This is a genomic window from Rhodothermales bacterium, assembly GCA_041391505.1.
Classification (GTDB): Bacteria; Bacteroidota; Rhodothermia; order Rhodothermales; family JAHQVL01; genus JAWKNW01.
The window spans coordinates 144,281-163,542 of record JAWKNW010000011.1; the positions used below are offsets into that span (position 1 = coordinate 144,281).

A 19,262-nucleotide genomic window follows, 5' to 3' on the forward strand; every position below is an offset into this window, starting at 1 on the left:
GCATGCGGGTCACGCTCAACCTGGCTCTCCCGCTCGCGGAAGCGGCGTCGCTGGCGTCCTCGATCCTGATCGAACAGACGGTCGAGACGCCGCCCGACGTCGCCCACGCGTACCCGTTCGTGCGCGAACGCTTCGCCGGCGAAATCCTCTCGCTCGTGCCGGCCGATCCGGGCTGCCACCTGACGCTCCAGCTCCCGGACACCGGCTGCACCGACGCCGCGCAATGCCTGAACGTCCTGTTCGGCAACGTATCCCTGCACGAAAAGGTGTCGTTGCTCGATTTCGAGCCGACCGCCGCCTGGACGAGCCTGCTGCCCGGGCCGCGCCACGGCATCGCCGGGCTCCGCGCCGCCGTCGGCATCCAGGACCGCCCCCTCCTCTGCGCCGCCATCAAGCCGGTGGGGATGAATGTGGATGAGATCGCATCCGTATGCGCGCGCATCGCCGACGGCGGGATCGACTTCATCAAGGACGACCACTATTTCTCCGACGCCCCTTTCGCCCCTTTCGAGGCCCGGGTCCGCGCCTGCCAGCGGGCGGTTGACGACGCCGGCCAGCGGCTCGGCCGGCGCATCGTGTACGTGCCCAACCTCACCGGCGCGCCGGCGCAGCTCGAACGGCAGGCCGACCTCGCGCAGCAGCTCGGCGTCGGCGCCGTCATGGCCGCTCCGATGCTGGTGGGCCTGCCGGCGTACCGCGCGCTCGCCGATCGGCTCGACATCCCCCTGTTTGCGCATCCCAGCTTCGCCGGCGCGACGCGCATCGCGCCGGAAGCGTTGTTCGGCAAGCTGTTTCGCCTTTTCGGCGCCGATGCCGTAATTTTCGCCAACTACGGCGGCCGCTTCAGCTACGACCGGGACACCTGCATCGCGATGGCGCGGACGATGCGCGCGCCGCTTGCGGGCGTCCGCCCCGCGCTGCCCGTGCCGGCCGGCGGCATGACCGTCGAGCGCGCCGGCGAGCTCGTCGACGCGTTCGGCCTGGATGCCATGCTGCTGATCGGCGGAAGCCTGCTCCAGGCCGCCGACCTTACCGCCCGGGCCGGCACGCTCCGCGAGAGCGTCGAGACCGCCGCCCGTTCCCTGCTCTCCTGATCCCGCCAATCCGATGGACGACGCGCCGGTGCATCGCCGCTTCGTAGATGCCCCCGAGGGGTTTCGATGGACCGAAACGGACGTGCATCCCTACAAAACCGATGACGCCGGACACGCGGCCGTGTGCCGGCAGGTTCTGTTCGAGGAGGGTCTCCCCGTCCAGGGCCGATACTTCGAAATCGGGCCCGACGGGCACTCTTCGTTCGAGAAACATCGCCATGTACATGCTGTATTTATCCTCCGCGGCCGGGGCCAGGCCGTCGTGGGCGAGCGGGTGCTGACGCTGGCGCCGTTCGACGTCGTCCGCGTTCCACCGGATACGTGGCATCAGTTCATCGCCGCCCCCGACCAGCCGCTCGGCTTCCTGTGCGTGGTCGAGCGCGAGCGGGATCGCCCCGTCTACCCGTCGCCCGAGGAGCGGATCGCGCTCCGGCGCATCCCCGCGCTCGCGGCAGTCGCCCGTTTCACTTCGCCCGAATCCAGCGTATGATCCCTACGGAAATCGCCCGCAACGCCGGCACGGAGCTGGACCTCGCCTGGGTGCGGCATTCCCGCGTCAACCCCGCCGCGCTGCGGCAGCGCGCCGCGACGCTCGGGACGCGGCGGACGGTCAAAAAAGCCTGGCAGGCCGCCTGGCTCCTCCGCGCCGTTTCGTGCCTCGACCTCACGACCCTCGCCGGCGACGATACCCCGGGCAACGTGCGCCGGCTGTGCGGCAAGGCGCGCCAGCCCGTCCGGCCCGACATCCTGGCGGCGCTCGGCGTCCCGGACATGCCGCTGCGCGTCGGCGCCGTGTGCGTCTACCACAGCCGGATCGGCGACGCGCTCGAGGCGCTCGCCGGCAGCCGCATCCCGGTCGCCGCCGTATCCACCGGATTTCCGGCCGGACAGAGCCCGTTCGCGCAGCGTATCGCCGAGATCCGGGCCTCGGTGGAAGCCGGCGCATCGGAAATCGACATCGTCATCTCTCGGGAGCACGTCCTGCGGGGCAACTGGCGGGCCCTGTACGACGAGATCCGGATCATGCGCGAGGCCTGCGGCGACGCGCACATGAAATCCATCCTTGCCACCGGCGAAATCGGCCCCCCCTGGCATATCGCCATGGCGAGCAAAGTCGCCATGATGGCCGGATCGGATTTCATCAAGACCTCCACCGGCAAGGAGCCCGTCAACGCCACCCTCGAAACCGGGCTGGTGATGACCCGCTGCATCCGCGACTACCACGATCGGACAGGCGTCCGGGTGGGCCTCAAGCCGGCCGGCGGCATCGGCACCGCCAAACTCGCGCTCAACTGGCTCATCCTCGTCAAGGAAGAACTCGGCAACGCCTGGCTCAACGCCGACCTGTTCCGGATCGGCGCCAGCAGCCTCCTGACAGACCTCGAGCGCCAGCTCTCCCATTGCGCCACCGGACGCTATGCGGCGAAGCACCATGTGCCGATGGGGTAACAGTTCAAGGTTCTATGTTCAAGGGTCAAGGGTCGGGGACCAGTCCTCTTTGAACCTTAAACCTCGAACCCGAAACGATCATGACGATGACCATATCTGAACTCTTCGACTCCATGGAATACGGCCCGGCGCCTGAAGCATCCGATGTGGCCTCGGCCTGGCTCGACGACCACGGACGGTCGTTCGGGTTGTTCATCAACGGGAAGAGCGTCCAGCCGGCATCGAAAAAGAGCATCGAGGTGCGCAATCCCGCGACGGGCGCCCTGCTCGCGCACGTTGCGGATGCGTCGGCGGCCGACATCGACGCGGCCGTGAAGGCGGCGCGCAAGGCGCAGAAAGGATGGGCCCGGCTCAGCGGACACGAGCGCGCGAAACAGCTCTATGCGATCGCGCGGGAGATCCAGAAACATGCCCGCCTGCTCGCGGTCGTCGAGTCGATGGACAACGGCAAACCGATCCGCGAGTCGCGCGACATCGACATCCCGCTCGTGGGGCGGCATTTTTATTACCACGCCGGCTGCGCCCAGCTGCAGGACGACTTGCTCCCCGGTGAAGTCCCGCTCGGCGTCGTCGGGCAGGTCATCCCCTGGAATTTCCCGCTGCTGATGCTGGCCTGGAAGGTGGCGCCGGCGATCGCCCTCGGCAACACCGTGGTCCTGAAGCCGGCGCCGTACACCCCGCTGACCGCGCTGGTCTTCGCCGACATCCTCCGCGAAGCCGGTCTGCCGGACGGCGTCGTGAACATCGTGACGGGAGGCGACGAGGCCGGCGCCGCGCTGGTCGACCATCCGGATGTCGACAAGATCGCGTTTACGGGATCCACCGAGGTGGGCCGCATCATCCGCCGCCGCACGGCCGGCTCGGGCAAGAAGCTCTCGCTGGAACTGGGCGGCAAATCGCCTTTCGTCGTCTTCGACGACGCCGACCAGGACGGGGCGATCGAGGGGCTGGTGGATGCGATCTGGTTCAACCAGGGGCAGGTCTGCTGCGCCGGCTCGCGCCTGCTCGTCCAGGAAAACGTCGCCGAAGCCTTCCTGAACAAACTGCGCCGGCGGATGGAGACCCTCCGGGTGGGCGACAGCCTCGACAAGGGAATCGACATCGGTGCCGTCGTCGACCCCATCCAGCGCGAAACCATCGAGCGCTGGGTGCGGCAGGGCGTGGACGAGGGGGCCACGCTGTTCCAGCCGGATATTGCGCTGCCGGACAACGGCTGTTTCTATCCCCCCACCCTGCTCAGCGACGTGTCGCCGGCATCGACGGTCGCGCGCGAAGAGATCTTCGGCCCGGTGCTCGTCGCGATGACCTTCCGCACGCCGGCCGAAGCCATCGCGCTGGCGAACAACACCCGCTACGGCCTGGCGGCCAGCGTCTGGTCCGAGAACATCACTATTGCCCTCGAAACCGCGCACCGCATCAAGGCCGGCAGCGTGTGGGTCAACAGCACCAACCTGTTCGACGCCGCCGCCGGATTCGGCGGGTATCGGGAGAGCGGCTATGGCCGCGAGGGCGGCCTCGAAGGGCTGCGCGAATACGTGCGCCCTGCCTGGATGGCCAAACAGAAGCGGTCCGCTCCGCCCGCGCACACCAACGGCGCAGACGCCAGCGACAAGGGCTGGGGTGCAGCGGTGTCGGGCCGGCCCTCGCTGGCGCGTTCCGGCTCGAAGCCGGCGATCGACCGCACGGCCAAGCTCTACATCGGCGGAAAGCAGGCGCGGCCGGACGGCAACTACAGCCGGCCCGTGCTCGGCCCGGACGGCCGGCTCATCGGGCAGGTCGGCGAGGGCAACCGGAAAGACATCCGCAATGCCGTCGAGGCCGCCCACAAGGCGCGCGGCTGGGCCGACCGGTCGCCGCACAACCGCGCCCAGGTGCTTTATTATCTCGCCGAAAACCTGGCCGTGCGCCGCGACGAGTTCGCCGGCACGCTACGCGCCATGACCGGTTACGGCGAGAAGGAGGCGAAGAAGGAAGTCGACCTCAGCATCCAGCGGCTCTTCACCTACGCCGCCTGGGCCGACAAATTCGGCGGGACCGTCCAGGAAACGACGCTGCAAGGTTTCGTGGTGGCGCATCACGACGACCTCGGCGTCATCGGCATCGCGTGTCCGGACGAGCGCCCGCTGCTCGCGTTTGTCTCGCTCGTGGCGCCGGCCATCGCGCGGGGCAACAGCGTCGTCGTCATCCCCTCCCCCCTCCATCCGCTCGCCGCGACCGATTTTTACCAGGTGCTCGACACCAGCGACGTGCCGGGCGGCGTGGTCAACATCGTCACCGGCGACCGCGACCATCTGGCCCGCACCCTCGTCGAACACGACGACGTCGACGCCATGTGGTACTTCGGGGATGCCGAGGGAAGCCGGCAGGTCGAGAAACGCTCCGCCGACAACATGAAGCGAACCTGGGTCAGCCACGGCCTGCCGATCGACTGGACCTCCCGAGCGCAGGGCGAAGGAAAAGCGTTCCTGCACGCCTCCATCCAGGTAAAAAACATCTGGATACCGACTTGATTAGCGATTAGCGATCAAGGATTAGCGATTGGTGAGGGCTATTTTCCCCGCTCGTACTGCTTTCCCTCGCCAATTTGCATTCCTTGATCGCTAACCCCTAATCCTTATTCGCCATTCCTTGATCGCTAATCGCTAACCGATAATCCTCATTCGGCATTCCTTGATCGCTAATCGCTAATCGATACTCCTCATTCGGCATTCCTTGATCGCTAATCGCTAACCGATAATCCTCATTCGGCATTCCTTGATCGCTAATCGCTAATCTCATGTCCCTCCAGGCTCGAATCGAAGCATACGCCGCTCTCCCCACCGACCAGCTCGACCGCACCCTCGCGTTCGCCGCCTTCCAGGAAGTCCTCGACGGGCTCAACGCCGGCACGCTCCGCGCCGCCACGCGCCGATCCGACGGCTCCTGGATCGCAAACGGGTGGGTCAAGCAAGGCATCCTGCTGGGTTTCCGGCTCGGAGGCATCGTGGATCAGTCCATCGCCGGCTTTCCGTTTTTCGACAAGGAGACCTATCCGCTGAAGCCGATGACGACCGCCGCCGGCGTGCGGATCGTCCCGGGCGGCTCGGCGGTGCGCACCGGCGCCTACCTGGCGCCCGGCGTCGTGTGCATGCCGCCGATGTACATCAACGTGGGGGCGTATGTGGATGAGGGCACGATGGTGGATTCCCACGCGCTGGTGGGCAGCTGCGCCCAGATCGGCAAGCGCGTGCACCTCTCGGCCGCCGCGCAGATCGGCGGCGTCCTGGAGCCCATCGGCGCGATGCCCGTGGTCGTCGAGGACGACGTGTTCGTCGGAGGCGGGTGCGGGATCTACGAAGGGTGCATCGTGCGCGAGCGCGCCGTGCTGGCGTCGGGCGTGATCCTGACGGGGGCGACGCGGATCTACGACCTGGTGCAGGAGCGCGTGATCGAGAAGCAGGAAGGGAAAACGCTCGAAGTGCCCGCCGGCGCCGTCGTCGTCCCCGGCAGCCGGGCCTCAGGCAGCGCCTTCGGCAAGAGCCAGGGCATCTCGCTCTACGCCCCGGTCATCGTTAAATACCGCGACGAAAAAACGAACGCATCGACGACGCTGGAACAAGCGCTCAGGTGATCGGAAATGGCAAATCGCAAATCACAAATTGGTATCTCAGGCGAACCTGTAGGCCCTCATTTTGCGATTTCCAATTTGCGATTTGCCATTTCCCTCAGTCTTGCCCGATGGCATCCACGACGATGAAGGCGCGGGGATAGTCCTCGATGACGAGGTTGAGGAGCATCTCGGCGTCGGCGCGGCTGTTGAAGTCGCCGATGCGGACGCGGTAGTAGGGCTGCTGGTAGATGTTGTGGACGGGCAGTTCGCCGCGGAAGAGGGGGTCGTTCGGGCGCAGGTTCTGCTGTTCGTGCCACCAGTCGATCACTTCCTGGACCGAATTGTCGGCCGTCTCCTTGTCGCGCGCGAAAACGAGCTGGATCCGGTAGCCGCGACGCGAGGCCCCGTCGCCGTCGCCGGCCCGGTTTTCCATCAGCTCGTCCGGCACCAGGTGTTCGAGTTCGACGTTGGTCTCGATCAACTCGTTGGGATAGAGCGAGACATCGAAGTCTTCGTACTCATCGAGCCGCTGGAGAATCTCGGACATCGTCGGCCCGGTCTCCGGCGGCGCGACGGTGGTCGTATCTCGCGCGCCCGAGCAGCCGGCGACCAGAAAAAGCACTACGAAAGCGAGAGCGGGTAAAATCGACCTCATGATGGAGGTGACAGCGCGTGGGATGGTGAGAAACGGGTCGCGAGGAATCTACGCGTTTTCTCGCACAAACGACACGCCTCATAAAAGGTTCACCCCTCGACGTCCTCCTCCGCCTCCGCCGTAGCCGGGTCGAGTTCGTAGCGTTTCCGCTTCTCCCAGAGGGTTTTTTTTGAGATGCCGAGGATCCGGGCCACCTCGGCGTAGCTGGCGTTGGCCGAACCGAGGATGTGTTTGATGTAGGCTTTTTCCAGCTCTTCCAGCGGTCCGCCACTCGGGAAACGGAACGTGTCCTCGGCGTCGTGGAAGGCGTCGGCCGGCGCGGGGTCGATCAGCAGATCGGATGCGCCGATGCGCGCGCCGGCACCGAAGATGGCCGCGCGTTCGAGCACGTTGCGCAGTTCGCGCACGTTGCCCGGCCAGGTATGCGCCAGCATCTTGCTCTCGGCCTCCGGCGAGAACCCCTCGAAGGACCGGCCGAGATCCTTGCAGAACTGGTCGAGCAGCCGGCGGGCGATGACGAGCATGTCGCGCCCCATCGCGCGCAGCGCGGGAAGCCGGATGTTGACCACGTTGATCCGGTAGAACAGGTCGCTCCGGAATTTCTTGGCCGAGATCTGCTCTTCGAGCCGGGCGTTCGTCGCGCAGATCAGCCGCGTCGTCACCTTGATCTCCTCGACCCCGCCAAGCCGGCGGAAGCTGCGGCTTTCGAGGAACGAGAGCAGCTTCGCCTGCAGCGCGAGACTCATCGAATCGATCTCGTCGAGAAACAGCGTCCCGCCGTCCGCCACCTCGAGGAGCCCCTGCTTGGCGTCCCGCGCGTCGGTGAACGCGCCCCGCTCGTACCCGAACAGCTCGGCTTCGAGGAGGTTGTCCGGCAGCGCGGCGCAGTTGATTTCGACGAAGCGGCCGGCGTTGTAGACCGATGTGTCGTGGATGACGCGCGCCACGAGGTTCTTACCCGTACCCGTCTCCCCGCGGATCAACACCGTCGTGTTCGGGACGTTGCGAAGCGTCTGCACGACGTCGCGCACCTGCTGGATGGCGGGGCTTTCGCCGATGAGGGTATCGTCGGGCGGCGCCTTGCGAGGGACCGGCGGCTTCTTTTTCTCCGCCGCCTCGGCCGGCACGTCATACAGGTCGAGCGCCTTGCCGATGAGCGCGCGCATTTCTTCCAGATTGACCGGCTTCTGGAGATAATGGAACGCGCCGAGCCGCATGGCGTCGACGGCCGACTGGATCGAGGAATGGGCCGTCATGATGATGACGGGAATTGGCGGTTCGCGATCCTTCAGCGCGTTGATCACCTCGATCCCGCTCATCTCCGGCATCACCAGGTCCGTCAGGATCACGTCGGGCGCCTCGCTTTTTACGCGCTCGAGCATGGCCTGCGGACTGACGAACGCCAGGGCCTCGAAGCCGTCGCGATGCAATACATTCACGAACAGCTCCCCGATCTTCGGTTCGTCGTCGACGATGTAGATGCGTTTTTTAGCCACGTTTTGCCCGACTGTTGTCATTCCTCGTCATCGATGCCCGGCCGCACGGTGGATGCGGCGGGTCCGACGATCCCTAAAGGAATCGACCGTCTCGCCGTGGTTTTAACCCGGCGCCCGCTACGCCGGTGCAGAATGCCGCTCCGGCGAAACGCCACGCCGGCTCCCGGGTTTTAAGACCTCCGCACCCTTTTCGAGCCGGCCGCCTCATGCCTCTACGTTTCCGAATCCCGCTCCGCACGCTCCTTTTCTGCCTGATGGGCGGCCTCCTGGCAGCGTGCGGCGGCGACGCCCCGGGCCCGCAAAACGCGCCGACCGGGCTGACCGACGACATCGGAACGCCCCTCCCGGCCGGCCCCATCCGCCGCGTGGTCCCGCTCGCTCCCAACGTCACCGAAATCCTCTACGCGATCGGGGCCGGACCGCGCGTCGCCGGCGTCAGCGTCGCGGACGATTACCCGGAAGCCGTCGCGTCCCTGCCGCATTTCAACTCGTATCCGATGGATTTCGAGGCGCTGACCGCCCTCCAGCCCGATCTGCTCGTCGCCGCCACCCAGGTCAACAATCCCCGCGACGCCGGCCTGTTCGCCTCGCTCGGCATCCCGATCGTGTATTTCGACTTCCAGAGCGTGGAGGATGTCTTCCGTGTCATGCGCACCCTCGGCGTGGCGCTCGACCTCCACGCCGAGGCCGATTCCGCCGCCAGCCGGCTGGAATCGGCCTATCGGGCGCTGCGCGCGCGCACCGCCGCCGCCGGCTCGCGCCCTTCCGTCGTGTTTCTCATCGGCGAGGACCCGCTGTTTTCCTTCGGCAGGGGCAGCTACGTGCATGACCTGATCGATGCCGCCGGCGGAACGAGCCTCACGGCCAACATCGATACGCCCGCGCCGACGCTCAGCGAAGAGTTCGTCCTGACGGCCATGCCCGACGCGATCGCCGGCACGCTGGGCGACCGGACGGCGGCCGACCTGGCGCGCCGGTACCCGAGCTGGGGCCTGACCCCGGCCATCGAACACGGACGCGTGTACAGCTTCGCCCCGTCCCTTTTCCTCCGACCGGGCCCCCGGCTGGTCGAGGGCGCCACGCAGCTCGCGATGAAGCTGCATCCGGAGGCGTTCGAGACCCCATGAAGACCCTCGTCCTCCGCTACGCCGGGCTGCTCCTCGCGCTCGCGGCGACGCTGATCGCCGCGCTGGCGCTGGGCACGACGCGGGTCGCCGCCGGCGACGTGGCCGCGGTGATCTGGCGGCATCTGACGTTCGACGCCGCGCCCGCCGGCAACGCCGTGGCGGAGAACATCGTGTGGCTGATTCGCATGCCCCGGGCCCTGCTGGCCATCGCGGTGGGCGGCGGGCTCGCGGTCGTCGGCATCGCCATGCAGACCCTCGTGCGCAACCCGCTTGCCGAGCCCTATATCCTCGGTCTGTCCAGCGGCGCCTCCGCCGGCGCTTCGCTGTTTTATCTGGGCTTCCTGCCCCCGCTGATCTCGCTCCACCTGTCGCTCCCGCTGGCCGCGTTCGTGGGGGGGCTGGGGACGATGGCGGTGGTGTATTTCGTGGCCCGCGAGGATGGGGACGTGTCGGTCGTCCGGCTCCTGCTCGCCGGCGTGGCCATGTCTGCCCTGATGGGCGCCGTCAGCGCCTTCGCCACCTTCGCATCACCCGAGCTGGAGAAGATGAAGACGGTGATGTTCTGGCTCCTCGGGTCCATCGCCGGCGCGCGCTGGGGCGACCTCGGCCTGCCGCTGGTCTCCGCGGCCATCGGCGCCGCGGCGCTCATGCTGCTCGCGCGCCCGCTCGACGCGCTGCTCCTGGGCGACGAAGCCGCCGCGAGCCTCGGCGTGCCGGTGCGCCGGCTCAAGCAAGTGCTCCTCGTGCTGTCGGCCTTCGTCACCGGCAGCCTGGTAGCGGCGGCCGGCGCCATCGGGTTCGTCGGGCTCATCATCCCCCACGCCGTGCGCTCGCTGGTCGGCGTGCCGCACCGTCGGCTCGTGCCGGCGTGTTTCCTGACCGGCGCGATCTTCCTCGTCTGGGCCGACACCCTGGCCCGCCTCGTCTTCGCCCCCGTCGAGCTGCCCATCGGAGTCGTCACCGCCCTGTGCGGCGTGCCGTTTTTCCTGTGGCTGATTCGGAAGCGGGGCTATCAGTTTGGGTGAGAGCCGCTCTGGTCTATAGCGTTTCGGATGCTAGATGCGGGATGCAGGATGCAAGATGCGGGATACGGGATGCGAGTGCTTTTTTCTATGGGAGTGGAAAAGCGCACACCATCCTGCATCCTGCATCTTGCATCCCACATCTCGCATCTTGCATCCAACATCCCGCATCCGACCCGCGCCAGGCGTTTTTTACCCCGCTCGCGGCAACCTTCTTTTGCGCCCCGATGTATATAGCCGAAACTTTCAATTTTTTTTGAAAGATCGATATGCCGGACACGCCCTTCCCAGACGTCTCTCCGATGGAGCCACCCTCCATGTCGACGCCCGTACCGCGTACGCTCAAGGCCATCCAGGCCCCGGTGGACGCCGAGATGAAGGCGTTCGATGCCTATTTCCGGGAGTCGATGAAGACGGATGTCGCGCTGCTCAACACGGTCACGCGGTACGTCTTGCGGCAAAAGGGCAAACGAATCCGGCCGCTGCTCGTGCTGCTCAGCGCGAAGGTCTGCGGCGGCGTATCGGATGCGTCGTATCGCGGCGCGGCGCTCGTCGAGCTCATGCACACGGCGACGCTCGTGCACGACGACGTGGTGGACGAGGCCGACCGCCGGCGCGGGATGCTTTCCATCAACGCGATCTGGAAAAACAAGGCCGCCGTCCTCTTTGGCGATTTCCTCCTGAGCCGGGGCCTGTTGCTGGCCCTGGAGCACCGCGACTACGCCATGCTCCACGCGCTTTCCGACGCCGTCCGCCGCATGAGCGAGGGCGAGCTGCTGCAGCTCAAGAAGGCGCGCCAGCTCGACATCGACGAGGCCACGTATTTCCGCATCATCTCCGATAAAACGGCGTCCCTCATCGCCGCCTGCACGACCTGCGGCGCCCTCAGCGCGACGGCGGATGCCGGGCAGGTCGAGGCCATGAACACCGTCGGCGAACACCTCGGCCTCGCGTTCCAGATCCGCGACGACCTGTTCGACTACGGCGCGCAGGACGTCGGCAAGCCGCTCGGCATCGACCTGCAGGAGCGCAAGATGACGCTGCCGCTGATCGTCGCCCTGCGGACCGCCGCGCCGTCGGAGCGCCGGCGGATCCTGCGGATCGTCAGGAAGAAAAAGAAAGACCAGTCGGATATCCAGACCGTGGCCTCGTTCGTCCACGCCGAGGGCGGGATTGCGTACGCCGAGGAGCGGATGCAGGCGCTCGCCGGCGAGGCGCGCACGCTGCTCGCTCAATTCCCCGCCTCCGAAGCCCGTGCCGCGCTGGTGGGGCTTTCGCATTACATTGTGCAGCGGAAGAAATAAAACGCACGCGTTTTATTCGGTCATGGCATGCTTCGCATGCGGTCATGAGCGGCCTTCGGCCGCCGTCATTGGTCATTTTTGTCCCGTAGGTCGGGTTAGCCGCGCAACAGGCGGCGTAACCCGACACACCGCCGACGCGGCGTAACCCGACCTACGGGATACGGGCATACGGACACATCGTCGACCCCATACCTTATGCCCACCCTCCACCTCCTCGGCACCGGCGCCTCGCTGAGCGACGCGCACCGCACCACGACGATGCTGGCGCTGTCCGACGACGCCGGCACGCTCCTGATCGACTGCGGCGGCGACGTCATCCAGCGCGTGCTCGCCGCCGGCCTGGAGATCGCCTCCATCCGCGGCCTCATCCTCACCCACGAGCACCCGGACCATGTCGGCGGCTTTGCGCTGTTTATGGAGAAGATCTTCATCGCCGGCACGCATGCGTCCATCCCCATCTACGGCCCGGTGCCGGCGCTCGACCAGGCGCGCCGCTGCTTCGCCGCGTACGACACGAGCCGCTGGATCGGCCTCCCCGAGATGCGCTGGCATCCGGTGGACGATCTCGTGCTCGACGACGCCTCGTGGCGGATTACCGCGGCCCCCGTCACCCACAGCGTCCCCACCATCGGGATGCGGATCGAGGTGAAGTCGACGGGCTTCGTGCTGGCGTACTCGTGCGATACGGAGCCGGCGGATTCGGTCGTCGAGCTGGCGCGGGATGCCGACCTGCTCGTCCACGAGGCCACCGGCGAATTCCCGAATCACTCCTCGGCGCAGGATGCGGCCCGCATCGCCAGCAGGGCCGGCGCGAAGGATCTGGTGCTCGTTCATCTCCCGCCGGGATTGACGGAGGAGAAGCTGCAGCCGGCGCGGGCCGTGTTTGCGAAGACACGCGTAGGTCAAGAGCTGGAGGCGATAGAACTGGGGACGTCGACGTGATGAGACCTCTGTCGGGTTACGCCGGCTGGAGGACGGTCGGGGTTCGCCGGCTGGAGGACTCGAGGTACACCGACTGGAGTTACGCCGACTGGAGGACCGTCGGGGTTCGCCGGCTGGAGGACCGTCGGGTTACGCCGGCTGGAGGACTCGAGGTACGCCGGCTGGAGGACTGTCGGGTTACGCCGTCTGGAGGACGGCTAACCCGACCTACGGGACTCTCACCAATGACCAATGACCGCAAATGACCAATGACCGCGCGCGAAGCAAGCAAATAACCAATGACCCCGGCCGAAGGCCGCATATGACCAATGACCGCTCGCAAAGCGAGCAAATGACCAATGACCGCGCGCGAAGCAAGCAAATGACCAATGACCGCGGCCGAAGGCCGCGTATGACCAATGACCGCGCGCGAAGCGAGCAAACGACCAATGACCGCGGCCGAAGGCCGCTTATGACCAATGACCGCTCGCGAAGCGAGCAAATGACCACGTAATCGGCCTCTCGCCGATTACGTTTGCAAAACCCCCGGATTAAACGGCGGGATCTCGGCGTTGTGGTCGGCCATGTCGATCCCGCGGCTGATCCACTGGCGGGTGACGGCGGGGTCGATGACCTCATCCACCCAGAGACGGGCGGCGGCGTAATATGGAGTCATCTGCTCGCGGTACATCTCCTCGATCTCCTCCAGCATCGCGGCCTGTTCTTCCAGCGTCAGCGTCTTCCCCTGCCGCTCGAGTTTCGACACCTCGATCTGGAGCAGCGTCTTCGCGGCCTGTTTGCCACCCATAACGGCTATCTTGGCGGTGGGCCAGGCGCAGATCAGCCGCGGATCGTACGCGCGGCCGCACATGGCGTAGTTGCCGGCGCCGTACGAATTCCCCACGATCACGGTGAACTTCGGGACGACCGAATTGGCCACGGCGTTGACCATCTTGGCGCCGTCCTTGATGATGCCGCCGTGTTCGGCGCGCGTGCCGACCATAAAGCCGGTCACGTCCTGGAAGAACACGATCGGGACGCGTTTCTGGTTGCAGTTCATGATGAACCGCGCCGCCTTGTCCGCCGCGTCGGAATAGATGACGCCGCCGACCTGCATCTCCCCCTGGCTGTTTTTCACGACGAGCCGCTGATTCGCCACGATGCCCACGCTCCAGCCGTCGATCCGGGCATAGCCGGTGAGCAGCGTGCGGCCATAGGCGTCTTTGTAGGGCGTCCACGAGTCCTTGTCGATGATCCGGGCCACGACCTCCTGCATGTCGTACGGCTGGTTGGAGGCCTCGGGGATGATGCCGTAGATCTCCTCGGCGGGATACGCCGGCTCCACCGGTTCGTCGCGCAGGAAGCCGGCGCGCGGCTTCAGGTTCATGTGGCTCACCAGCTCACGGATCGTGCGGAGCGCCGTCTCGTCGTCCGGCACCTTGTAGTCCGTCACGCCCGAAATCTCCGACGTCGTCGTCGCCCCGCCGAGCGTCTCGGCGTCGACGACTTCCCCGATGGCCGCGTTGACGAGGAAGGGGCCGGCGAGAAAGACCGACCCGGTGCCGTCGACGATCAGGGCTTCGTCGCTCATGATGGGCAGGTACGCGCCGCCGGCGACGCAGCTCCCCATGATCGCCGCGACCTGCGGGATGCCGCGGCTCGACAGGATGGCGTTGTTGCGGAAGATGCGTCCGAAGTGCTCCTTGTCGGGGAAGATCTCGGCCTGCATGGGCAGATAGACGCCGGCGGAGTCGACCAGGTAGATGATCGGGACGTGGTTTTCGAGCGCGATCTCCTGGGCGCGGAGGTTCTTCTTCGCCGTGATCGGAAACCAGGCGCCGGCCTTCACCGTGGCGTCGTTGGCCACCACGAGGCAGAGTTTCCCGCTCACCTTGCCGAGCCCCATCACGGTGCCGGCGGACGGGCATCCCCCCTCCTCCTCGTACATGCCGTAGCCGGCGAAGAGACCGATCTCCATGAAATCGTTCTCGTCGTCCAGCAGCGCCGCGATGCGTTCGCGGGCCGTGAGCTTGCCCCGTTCGTGCTCGCGCGCGATGCGTTGTGCCCCGCCGCCCGGCTTCACTTCGTCGGCGCGCTCGAACAGCTCGGCCAGGAGCGTTTCATACCGGGCCCGGCGGTCCTGAAACGGCTTGGAGGTTACCGGAGCAAGTCTTCCTAGAGAGAGGGTCGACATAATTCGGGGATTGACGGATCGGGTCGATGGCCGGACTTCCGGGACAGCCGGCCGGGACCGTTGGATGGCAGATTTTGCCCGCAAACGACGGGCGCTGGGCGGAGCGTCGCTTGTACGCTCGTGCCGCCGACCCGTTCGCAAAAAAGAAGCCGGCCTTTTCGGGGCCGGCTCAATTCCAGGGCGCCGGTGCAGAACCGGTGCCGCCGCGTGCGCGATGCAGTGCTATCCTGGGCGAGGACGTATGGCCCTCAACCCGGTGTTCACCCCCCATCGCGCCTCAAAAACGATCGATAACCAGAGCGCGACTAGAAAATGGCGCTCATCTTCTGACGGATCTCCATCGGAGACTCTCCCGTCTTCTCGTGGATCAGGTCCACCATCTTGCGAAGGTTGCCGCGGGCGCGTTTCAGCTCCGTGTCGTCGAATTCAGCATTTCGCCAGATCAGCTCGATTTGCGACTTTACAAAGGTCCAGTTGTCGTTCATGTTGCTGGTCGCCATAAGCTTTCACCGTAAACTGATTGGACTTCGAAACGTGTTCTTTTACAAACCGGACCCGGTTCGGCCTTGTTTCAAAACAAGTTCTCCGCCGTGTTAAGATTGAAGGGAGAATCTGTGGCCTCGCTAAAGGCACATCGTACATCGCAAATTCGGGGCTTCCCGTGTTGCTGAAGTCACGGGCATTCGCGACAGGCTGCAGTTTCGTTTTGCTTCCCTCACGCCATCCCTCCCTGCGTGAACAGCCGCCGCATGAGTTTGCGTTTGGCGACAGGGAGCAGGGTTTGCTCGAAGGGTAGATCGAGGTCGACGTTGCACAGGAACGTCGCGGGGTTGGGGAGGCTGCGATTTTCTTCCATCAGCTCCAGCTTGATGCTGTGCGGCGAGCGGAAGACGGATCGGTGCGGGATGGTCTTTACGTGCGACGTCTTGAGGCTGCGGTAGCGCTCGTTGACATCCGTAAAGAGCGAGATGGTGTACTGGAGGATGTAGAGCTCGTCCTGCTGCCGGTTGGGCACGAGCAGGTAGCCCTCCTCCACATAGGAAGGCACGATGCCCACTTCGCCGAGGTGCAGCTGGTCCTCCACGAATTCAAAAATCGTCTTCCCCTCCTCGATCGCCTCCTGGACGTGGGGCAGCGCCCAGTCGATGAGTTCGCGGACGAGTTCGAACTTCTCGTCTTCGAGCGAGGGGATGTCGTACATGAGCTGCTGATTCTGGAGGTCGATCTCCCGGATGCGTTTCGGCCGGCCCTTGTGGACATCGTCCATCCCGCCGGCGATCTGCCGGAGCGCGCCATAAAGCTGGACGAGCGAGCCGAGATGCGGATAGATGATGTTGCTCCGAAAGGCCGCCCGGGTTTCCCGGAGCGAGTCGAGGATGCGATACTGCGCGCTCTCCATATCCCGAAGGGCGCCAATAAAGTGATCGAGACGCAATTCAGCCATCGTGGTACCTCATGGATCGTCACGCCCGTCATCGAAGCGATCCAGGGATGCAGGACAAGCTGCAGGATTTCCCCCGGAGCGACCGGTCGTTCACCGGTGATCCTGCATCCCGGTAAACCGGCAGCGGATGATCGGAGCGCCATGGTGCGCAAGGTCTGTTATTAAAGCTATCGTCAACGGAAGCGGTCTCTTTATTTGAGTACCCCGTCTCCTTAACACGAAGTTCAACAATATCCGTTCGGTTCCAGGGATGCAAGGTAAAGCTGGATACCCCGCCCCGGGGTCATTCGCGAATGCCCGGGGAGCCATCCGGACCGGGCTGCCGTAGCCTCAGGCGCATGGCCGGCCGGCGTGGTTGCAGCTTTGCTTATATGCACGTAAATACTTGAATTTGTTGGCGAAAATGAGCTAATTGAGCACGCGAAACGCCGACTTCCCACAGCCCGTGAATTCACCGGGACGCGCGGCTTTTCCCACCCACCTACCCCTTACCCACCACAGACGATACGCGCTAACCAGGGCCCCCCGGCCGTGTGTATGCGTCTGACTTACCGTGTTTTCCCCTTGATGGGCTCGATTCGACCAGTGGCATGCCGGGCACTGCTGGTATGCCTGTTCGCGGCGAACGCGTACGGGCAATCTGCTTCTCGCGGCACGGCGGCATCCCGCCCCGTGCCGGAACGTACGGTGCGCCTCGAAGGCCAGGTGGTCGAGGCGGCCACCGGGCTTCCGCTCGCCGGCGCGCATGTCCGGCTGCTCACCACCTCGTTCGGCGCGGCGACCGATTCGCTGGGCCGCTTCAGCATCGCGGGCATCGCTCCGGGCTTTTACACGGCCGAGGCGGGCATGCTCGGTTTCGAGACCCGGCAGGCCGGCGTGGAGGTCCAGGCCGCCCAGGCCGGCACGAGCCTCTTCTTCTCGCTGGCCGATGCCTCGCTCTCCCTGAGCGAAATCGTCGTCACCCCCGGCCGCTTTTCCATGCAGCGCGCGGCGGCCGGCTCGCTCCGCTCGCTCTCCAGCGACGAGCTGAACCGGATGCCCAACCTCAGCGACGATATCTATCGGGCCGTCCAGCGCATGCCGGGTTTATCCGGAAGCGACTACTCCGCGCGTTTTACGGTACGCGGCGGCGAACACGACGAGGTGCTGGTCACGCTCGATGGCCTCGAACTGCAGGATCCCTTTCATCTGAAGGACATCGGCGGCGGCGCGTTGAGCATCGTGGATGTGGAGGCCATCGGCGGCGTCGACCTCATGACGGGCGCGTTTACGGCGGAATACGGAAACCGGCTCAGCGGCGTATTCGCCCTGACCTCGATCGAACCGGATCCCGAGCGGATCGAGACGTCCGTCGGCATCAGCCTGATGAACGCACGCGTCAAGTCACAGGGCACGTTCAACCAGGGCGCCGGCAGCTGGCTCGTGCTCGGACGGCGCGGCTATATGGATCTGCTCCTCCAGCTCACCAGCCAGAGCCAGAACTACGCCCCGCGGTATTACGACGGTTTCGCCCGGATCACCCATCGGCTCGGCCGGCGGCACACTGTCTCCCTGCAGGCGCTGGGCTCGCGCGACGACCTGCAGTTCGCCGAGGAAGACGAACCCGACGATCGGGCGCGGACGAGCTACGGCAACGGTTACGTCTGGAGCCAGCTGCGCAGCGTATGGTCCAGCCGATTGTATTCGGAAACCGTCCTGTCGCTGAGCCATGTCGCCCACCTGCGGCGGGGCGTCGATACCCGCGTCAGCGACGGGCGCGCCTCGTACCGCGTGTACGACCATCGCTCGTTCATGACCTACGCGCTGAAGCAGGACTGGCAGCTTGAGCTGGGGGACCGAAGCCAGCTCAAATGGGGCGTTGTCCTCCGCAATCACGACGCGTTTTATCGGTACTCGAGCGCGGATTTTATCGAGGAGGCCGCATCCCTGCAGGCCGGCCCCGCCTACCTCGAAACCCGGCTCACCCAGCGCCGGGGCGGAACGAGCGCCGGCGGCTACGGCAGTTTTCGCCAGCGCCTGGGCGAGCGGCTCATCGCGGAAGCCGGCCTTCGGTACGACGCCGCGACGTGGAGCCACGACCGCCACCTCAGCCCGCGCCTGAACGCCGGCTTCCAGCTCGACGCGCAAACCACCCTCCTCGCCGGCTGGGGGTATTTCCACCAGACCCAGGGGCTGCATGAACTGATGCTGCCCGACCCGAACGCGCGGTTTTACCCGGCCGAGCGGGCCGAGCACAGAGTGCTGGGACTGAGCCGCGTCCTGGGCGAAAGCGCTTCGCTGCGCGTCGACGTCTACCAGAAACGCAAAACGAACCTCCGTCCGCGTTTCGTCAGCCTGATCGGCGACGCGACCAACCTCTTCCCGGAAATCGGCGACGACCGGATCGAGTTGACGCCGTCTTCAGGATCCGCCGAGGGCATCGAAATCCTGCTGGATAAAAAATTCGGGAGCCGCTTCAACGGCTGGCTTTCGTACGCGTTGTCCCGCGCCGAGGACCGCGTGGATGGACGCCGCGTCGCCAAGCGCTTCGACCAGCGCCACACGTTCTTCGCCGACGCCAGCTTCCGCCTCGGCGCGCGGATGGGGATCAACCTGACCTGGCAATATCACACCGGGTGGCGCTACACGGCGATCGATGTCGAGCTGGTCCGCCCGCCCGGTGGCGAAAGCTTCTACCGGAAACACTTCGGGCCGCTGAACGAGGAGGTCCTGCCGGCCTACCACCGGCTGGACGTGCGCATCCAGCGCGACTTCAGCCTCCGCCAGTCGACGCTCGAGGCGTACATCGAGGTGCGCAACGCCTACAACCGGAAGAACATCCGCCTCTTCAACTACCTCCCCATCAACCAGGAGGACGACTCGGTGCTCCTCATCCCCGAGCCGCAGACGTGGCTCCCCATCATGCCGGCGTTCGGCCTTCAGTGGAACCTGACGCGCTAGGGCGCGCAGGACACAGGGCCGGTGGCT

At 65.7% G+C, this 19,262-nt stretch carries 15 protein-coding genes; 10 read left to right on the forward strand and 5 right to left on the reverse strand.

Features of this window, described 5'->3' with window-relative positions; translation table 11 throughout:
- Positions 1 to 2: 2 nt before the first annotated feature.
- The 5 genes from R2834_12620 to R2834_12640 all read left to right on the forward strand — a co-directional run bounded on the left by R2834_12620 (position 3) and on the right by R2834_12640 (position 6,153).
- Complete coding sequence (locus R2834_12620) at positions 3 to 1,094, forward strand: RuBisCO large subunit C-terminal-like domain-containing protein (protein MEZ4701172.1); 1,092 nt, start codon at positions 3 to 5, stop codon at positions 1,092 to 1,094.
- Between the two features lie 13 nt (positions 1,095 to 1,107).
- Positions 1,108 to 1,584, forward strand: coding sequence for a cupin domain-containing protein (locus R2834_12625; protein ID MEZ4701173.1), 477 nt, complete (start codon positions 1,108 to 1,110; stop codon positions 1,582 to 1,584).
- Positions 1,581 to 2,543 (forward strand): deoxyribose-phosphate aldolase, encoded by a 963-nt coding sequence (gene deoC, locus R2834_12630; protein MEZ4701174.1) that lies wholly within the window; start codon positions 1,581 to 1,583, stop codon positions 2,541 to 2,543. The genes R2834_12625 and deoC overlap by 4 nt, the downstream gene beginning before the upstream one ends.
- Before the next feature lie 86 nt (positions 2,544 to 2,629).
- Complete coding sequence (locus tag R2834_12635; GenBank protein ID MEZ4701175.1) at positions 2,630 to 5,053, forward strand: aldehyde dehydrogenase family protein; 2,424 nt, start codon at positions 2,630 to 2,632, stop codon at positions 5,051 to 5,053.
- Positions 5,054 to 5,319: 266 nt separating this feature from the next.
- Positions 5,320 to 6,153, forward strand: a complete 834-nt coding sequence (locus R2834_12640) for a 2,3,4,5-tetrahydropyridine-2,6-dicarboxylate N-succinyltransferase (GenBank protein ID MEZ4701176.1) — start codon at positions 5,320 to 5,322, stop codon at positions 6,151 to 6,153.
- 94 nt (positions 6,154 to 6,247) lie between these two features.
- Here the strand turns inward: R2834_12640 and R2834_12645 are convergent, their stop codons facing one another.
- Both R2834_12645 and R2834_12650 read right to left on the reverse strand, forming a co-directional pair.
- Positions 6,248 to 6,787 (reverse strand): SPOR domain-containing protein, encoded by a 540-nt coding sequence (locus R2834_12645; GenBank protein ID MEZ4701177.1) that lies wholly within the window; start codon positions 6,785 to 6,787, stop codon positions 6,248 to 6,250.
- 89 nt (positions 6,788 to 6,876) lie between these two features.
- Positions 6,877 to 8,283: a sigma-54 dependent transcriptional regulator gene (locus R2834_12650; protein MEZ4701178.1), complete on the reverse strand. Its 1,407-nt coding sequence runs from the start codon at positions 8,281 to 8,283 to the stop codon at positions 6,877 to 6,879.
- Positions 8,284 to 8,489: 206 nt separating this feature from the next.
- Between R2834_12650 and R2834_12655 the strand changes: the two genes are divergently transcribed.
- The 4 genes from R2834_12655 to R2834_12670 all read left to right on the forward strand — a co-directional run bounded on the left by R2834_12655 (position 8,490) and on the right by R2834_12670 (position 12,678).
- Positions 8,490 to 9,410, forward strand: a complete 921-nt coding sequence (locus R2834_12655; protein MEZ4701179.1) for a helical backbone metal receptor — start codon at positions 8,490 to 8,492, stop codon at positions 9,408 to 9,410.
- On the forward strand, positions 9,407 to 10,435 hold the full coding sequence (locus R2834_12660; protein ID MEZ4701180.1) for an iron ABC transporter permease: 1,029 nt from the start codon (positions 9,407 to 9,409) through the stop codon (positions 10,433 to 10,435). Before R2834_12655 ends, R2834_12660 begins: the two co-directional genes overlap by 4 nt.
- Before the next feature lie 314 nt (positions 10,436 to 10,749).
- Positions 10,750 to 11,736 (forward strand): polyprenyl synthetase family protein, encoded by a 987-nt coding sequence (locus R2834_12665; GenBank protein ID MEZ4701181.1) that lies wholly within the window; start codon positions 10,750 to 10,752, stop codon positions 11,734 to 11,736.
- Between the two features lie 195 nt (positions 11,737 to 11,931).
- Complete coding sequence (locus tag R2834_12670; GenBank protein ID MEZ4701182.1) at positions 11,932 to 12,678, forward strand: MBL fold metallo-hydrolase; 747 nt, start codon at positions 11,932 to 11,934, stop codon at positions 12,676 to 12,678.
- Between the two features lie 508 nt (positions 12,679 to 13,186).
- Here R2834_12670 and R2834_12675 read toward each other — a convergent pair.
- The 3 genes from R2834_12675 to R2834_12685 all read right to left on the reverse strand — a co-directional run bounded on the left by R2834_12675 (position 13,187) and on the right by R2834_12685 (position 16,295).
- Positions 13,187 to 14,851 (reverse strand): acyl-CoA carboxylase subunit beta, encoded by a 1,665-nt coding sequence (locus R2834_12675; protein MEZ4701183.1) that lies wholly within the window; start codon positions 14,849 to 14,851, stop codon positions 13,187 to 13,189.
- A 305-nt stretch (positions 14,852 to 15,156) separates the two neighbouring features.
- Positions 15,157 to 15,351, reverse strand: coding sequence for a general stress protein CsbD (locus R2834_12680; protein ID MEZ4701184.1), 195 nt, complete (start codon positions 15,349 to 15,351; stop codon positions 15,157 to 15,159).
- A gap of 215 nt (positions 15,352 to 15,566) precedes the next feature.
- Complete coding sequence (locus R2834_12685) at positions 15,567 to 16,295, reverse strand: hypothetical protein (GenBank protein MEZ4701185.1); 729 nt, start codon at positions 16,293 to 16,295, stop codon at positions 15,567 to 15,569.
- Positions 16,296 to 16,967: 672 nt separating this feature from the next.
- On the opposite strand from R2834_12685, the gene R2834_12690 reads away from it, so the two are divergent.
- On the forward strand, positions 16,968 to 19,235 hold the full coding sequence (locus tag R2834_12690) for a TonB-dependent receptor (protein ID MEZ4701186.1): 2,268 nt from the start codon (positions 16,968 to 16,970) through the stop codon (positions 19,233 to 19,235).
- Positions 19,236 to 19,262: the final 27 nt, after the last annotated feature.

Excerpts from the sequence above, each read along its gene's own strand:
- deoC (MEZ4701174.1), top strand. The coding sequence starts at position 1,581 with ATGATCCCTACGGAAATCGCCCGCAACGCCGGCACGGAGCTGGACCTC.
- R2834_12680 (MEZ4701184.1), bottom strand. The coding sequence starts at position 15,351 with ATGGCGACCAGCAACATGAACGACAACTGGACCTTTGTAAAGTCGCAA.
- R2834_12685 (MEZ4701185.1), bottom strand. The coding sequence starts at position 16,295 with ATGGCTGAATTGCGTCTCGATCACTTTATTGGCGCCCTTCGGGATATG.
- R2834_12660 (MEZ4701180.1), top strand. The coding sequence starts at position 9,407 with ATGAAGACCCTCGTCCTCCGCTACGCCGGGCTGCTCCTCGCGCTCGCG.
- R2834_12665 (MEZ4701181.1), top strand. The coding sequence starts at position 10,750 with ATGTCGACGCCCGTACCGCGTACGCTCAAGGCCATCCAGGCCCCGGTG.
- R2834_12625 (MEZ4701173.1), top strand. The coding sequence starts at position 1,108 with ATGGACGACGCGCCGGTGCATCGCCGCTTCGTAGATGCCCCCGAGGGG.
- R2834_12620 (MEZ4701172.1), top strand. The coding sequence starts at position 3 with ATGCGGGTCACGCTCAACCTGGCTCTCCCGCTCGCGGAAGCGGCGTCG.
- R2834_12645 (MEZ4701177.1), bottom strand. The coding sequence starts at position 6,787 with ATGAGGTCGATTTTACCCGCTCTCGCTTTCGTAGTGCTTTTTCTGGTC.
- R2834_12655 (MEZ4701179.1), top strand. The coding sequence starts at position 8,490 with ATGCCTCTACGTTTCCGAATCCCGCTCCGCACGCTCCTTTTCTGCCTG.
- R2834_12635 (MEZ4701175.1), top strand. The coding sequence starts at position 2,630 with ATGACCATATCTGAACTCTTCGACTCCATGGAATACGGCCCGGCGCCT.
- R2834_12640 (MEZ4701176.1), top strand. The coding sequence starts at position 5,320 with ATGTCCCTCCAGGCTCGAATCGAAGCATACGCCGCTCTCCCCACCGAC.
- R2834_12675 (MEZ4701183.1), bottom strand. The coding sequence starts at position 14,851 with ATGTCGACCCTCTCTCTAGGAAGACTTGCTCCGGTAACCTCCAAGCCG.
- R2834_12670 (MEZ4701182.1), top strand. The coding sequence starts at position 11,932 with ATGCCCACCCTCCACCTCCTCGGCACCGGCGCCTCGCTGAGCGACGCG.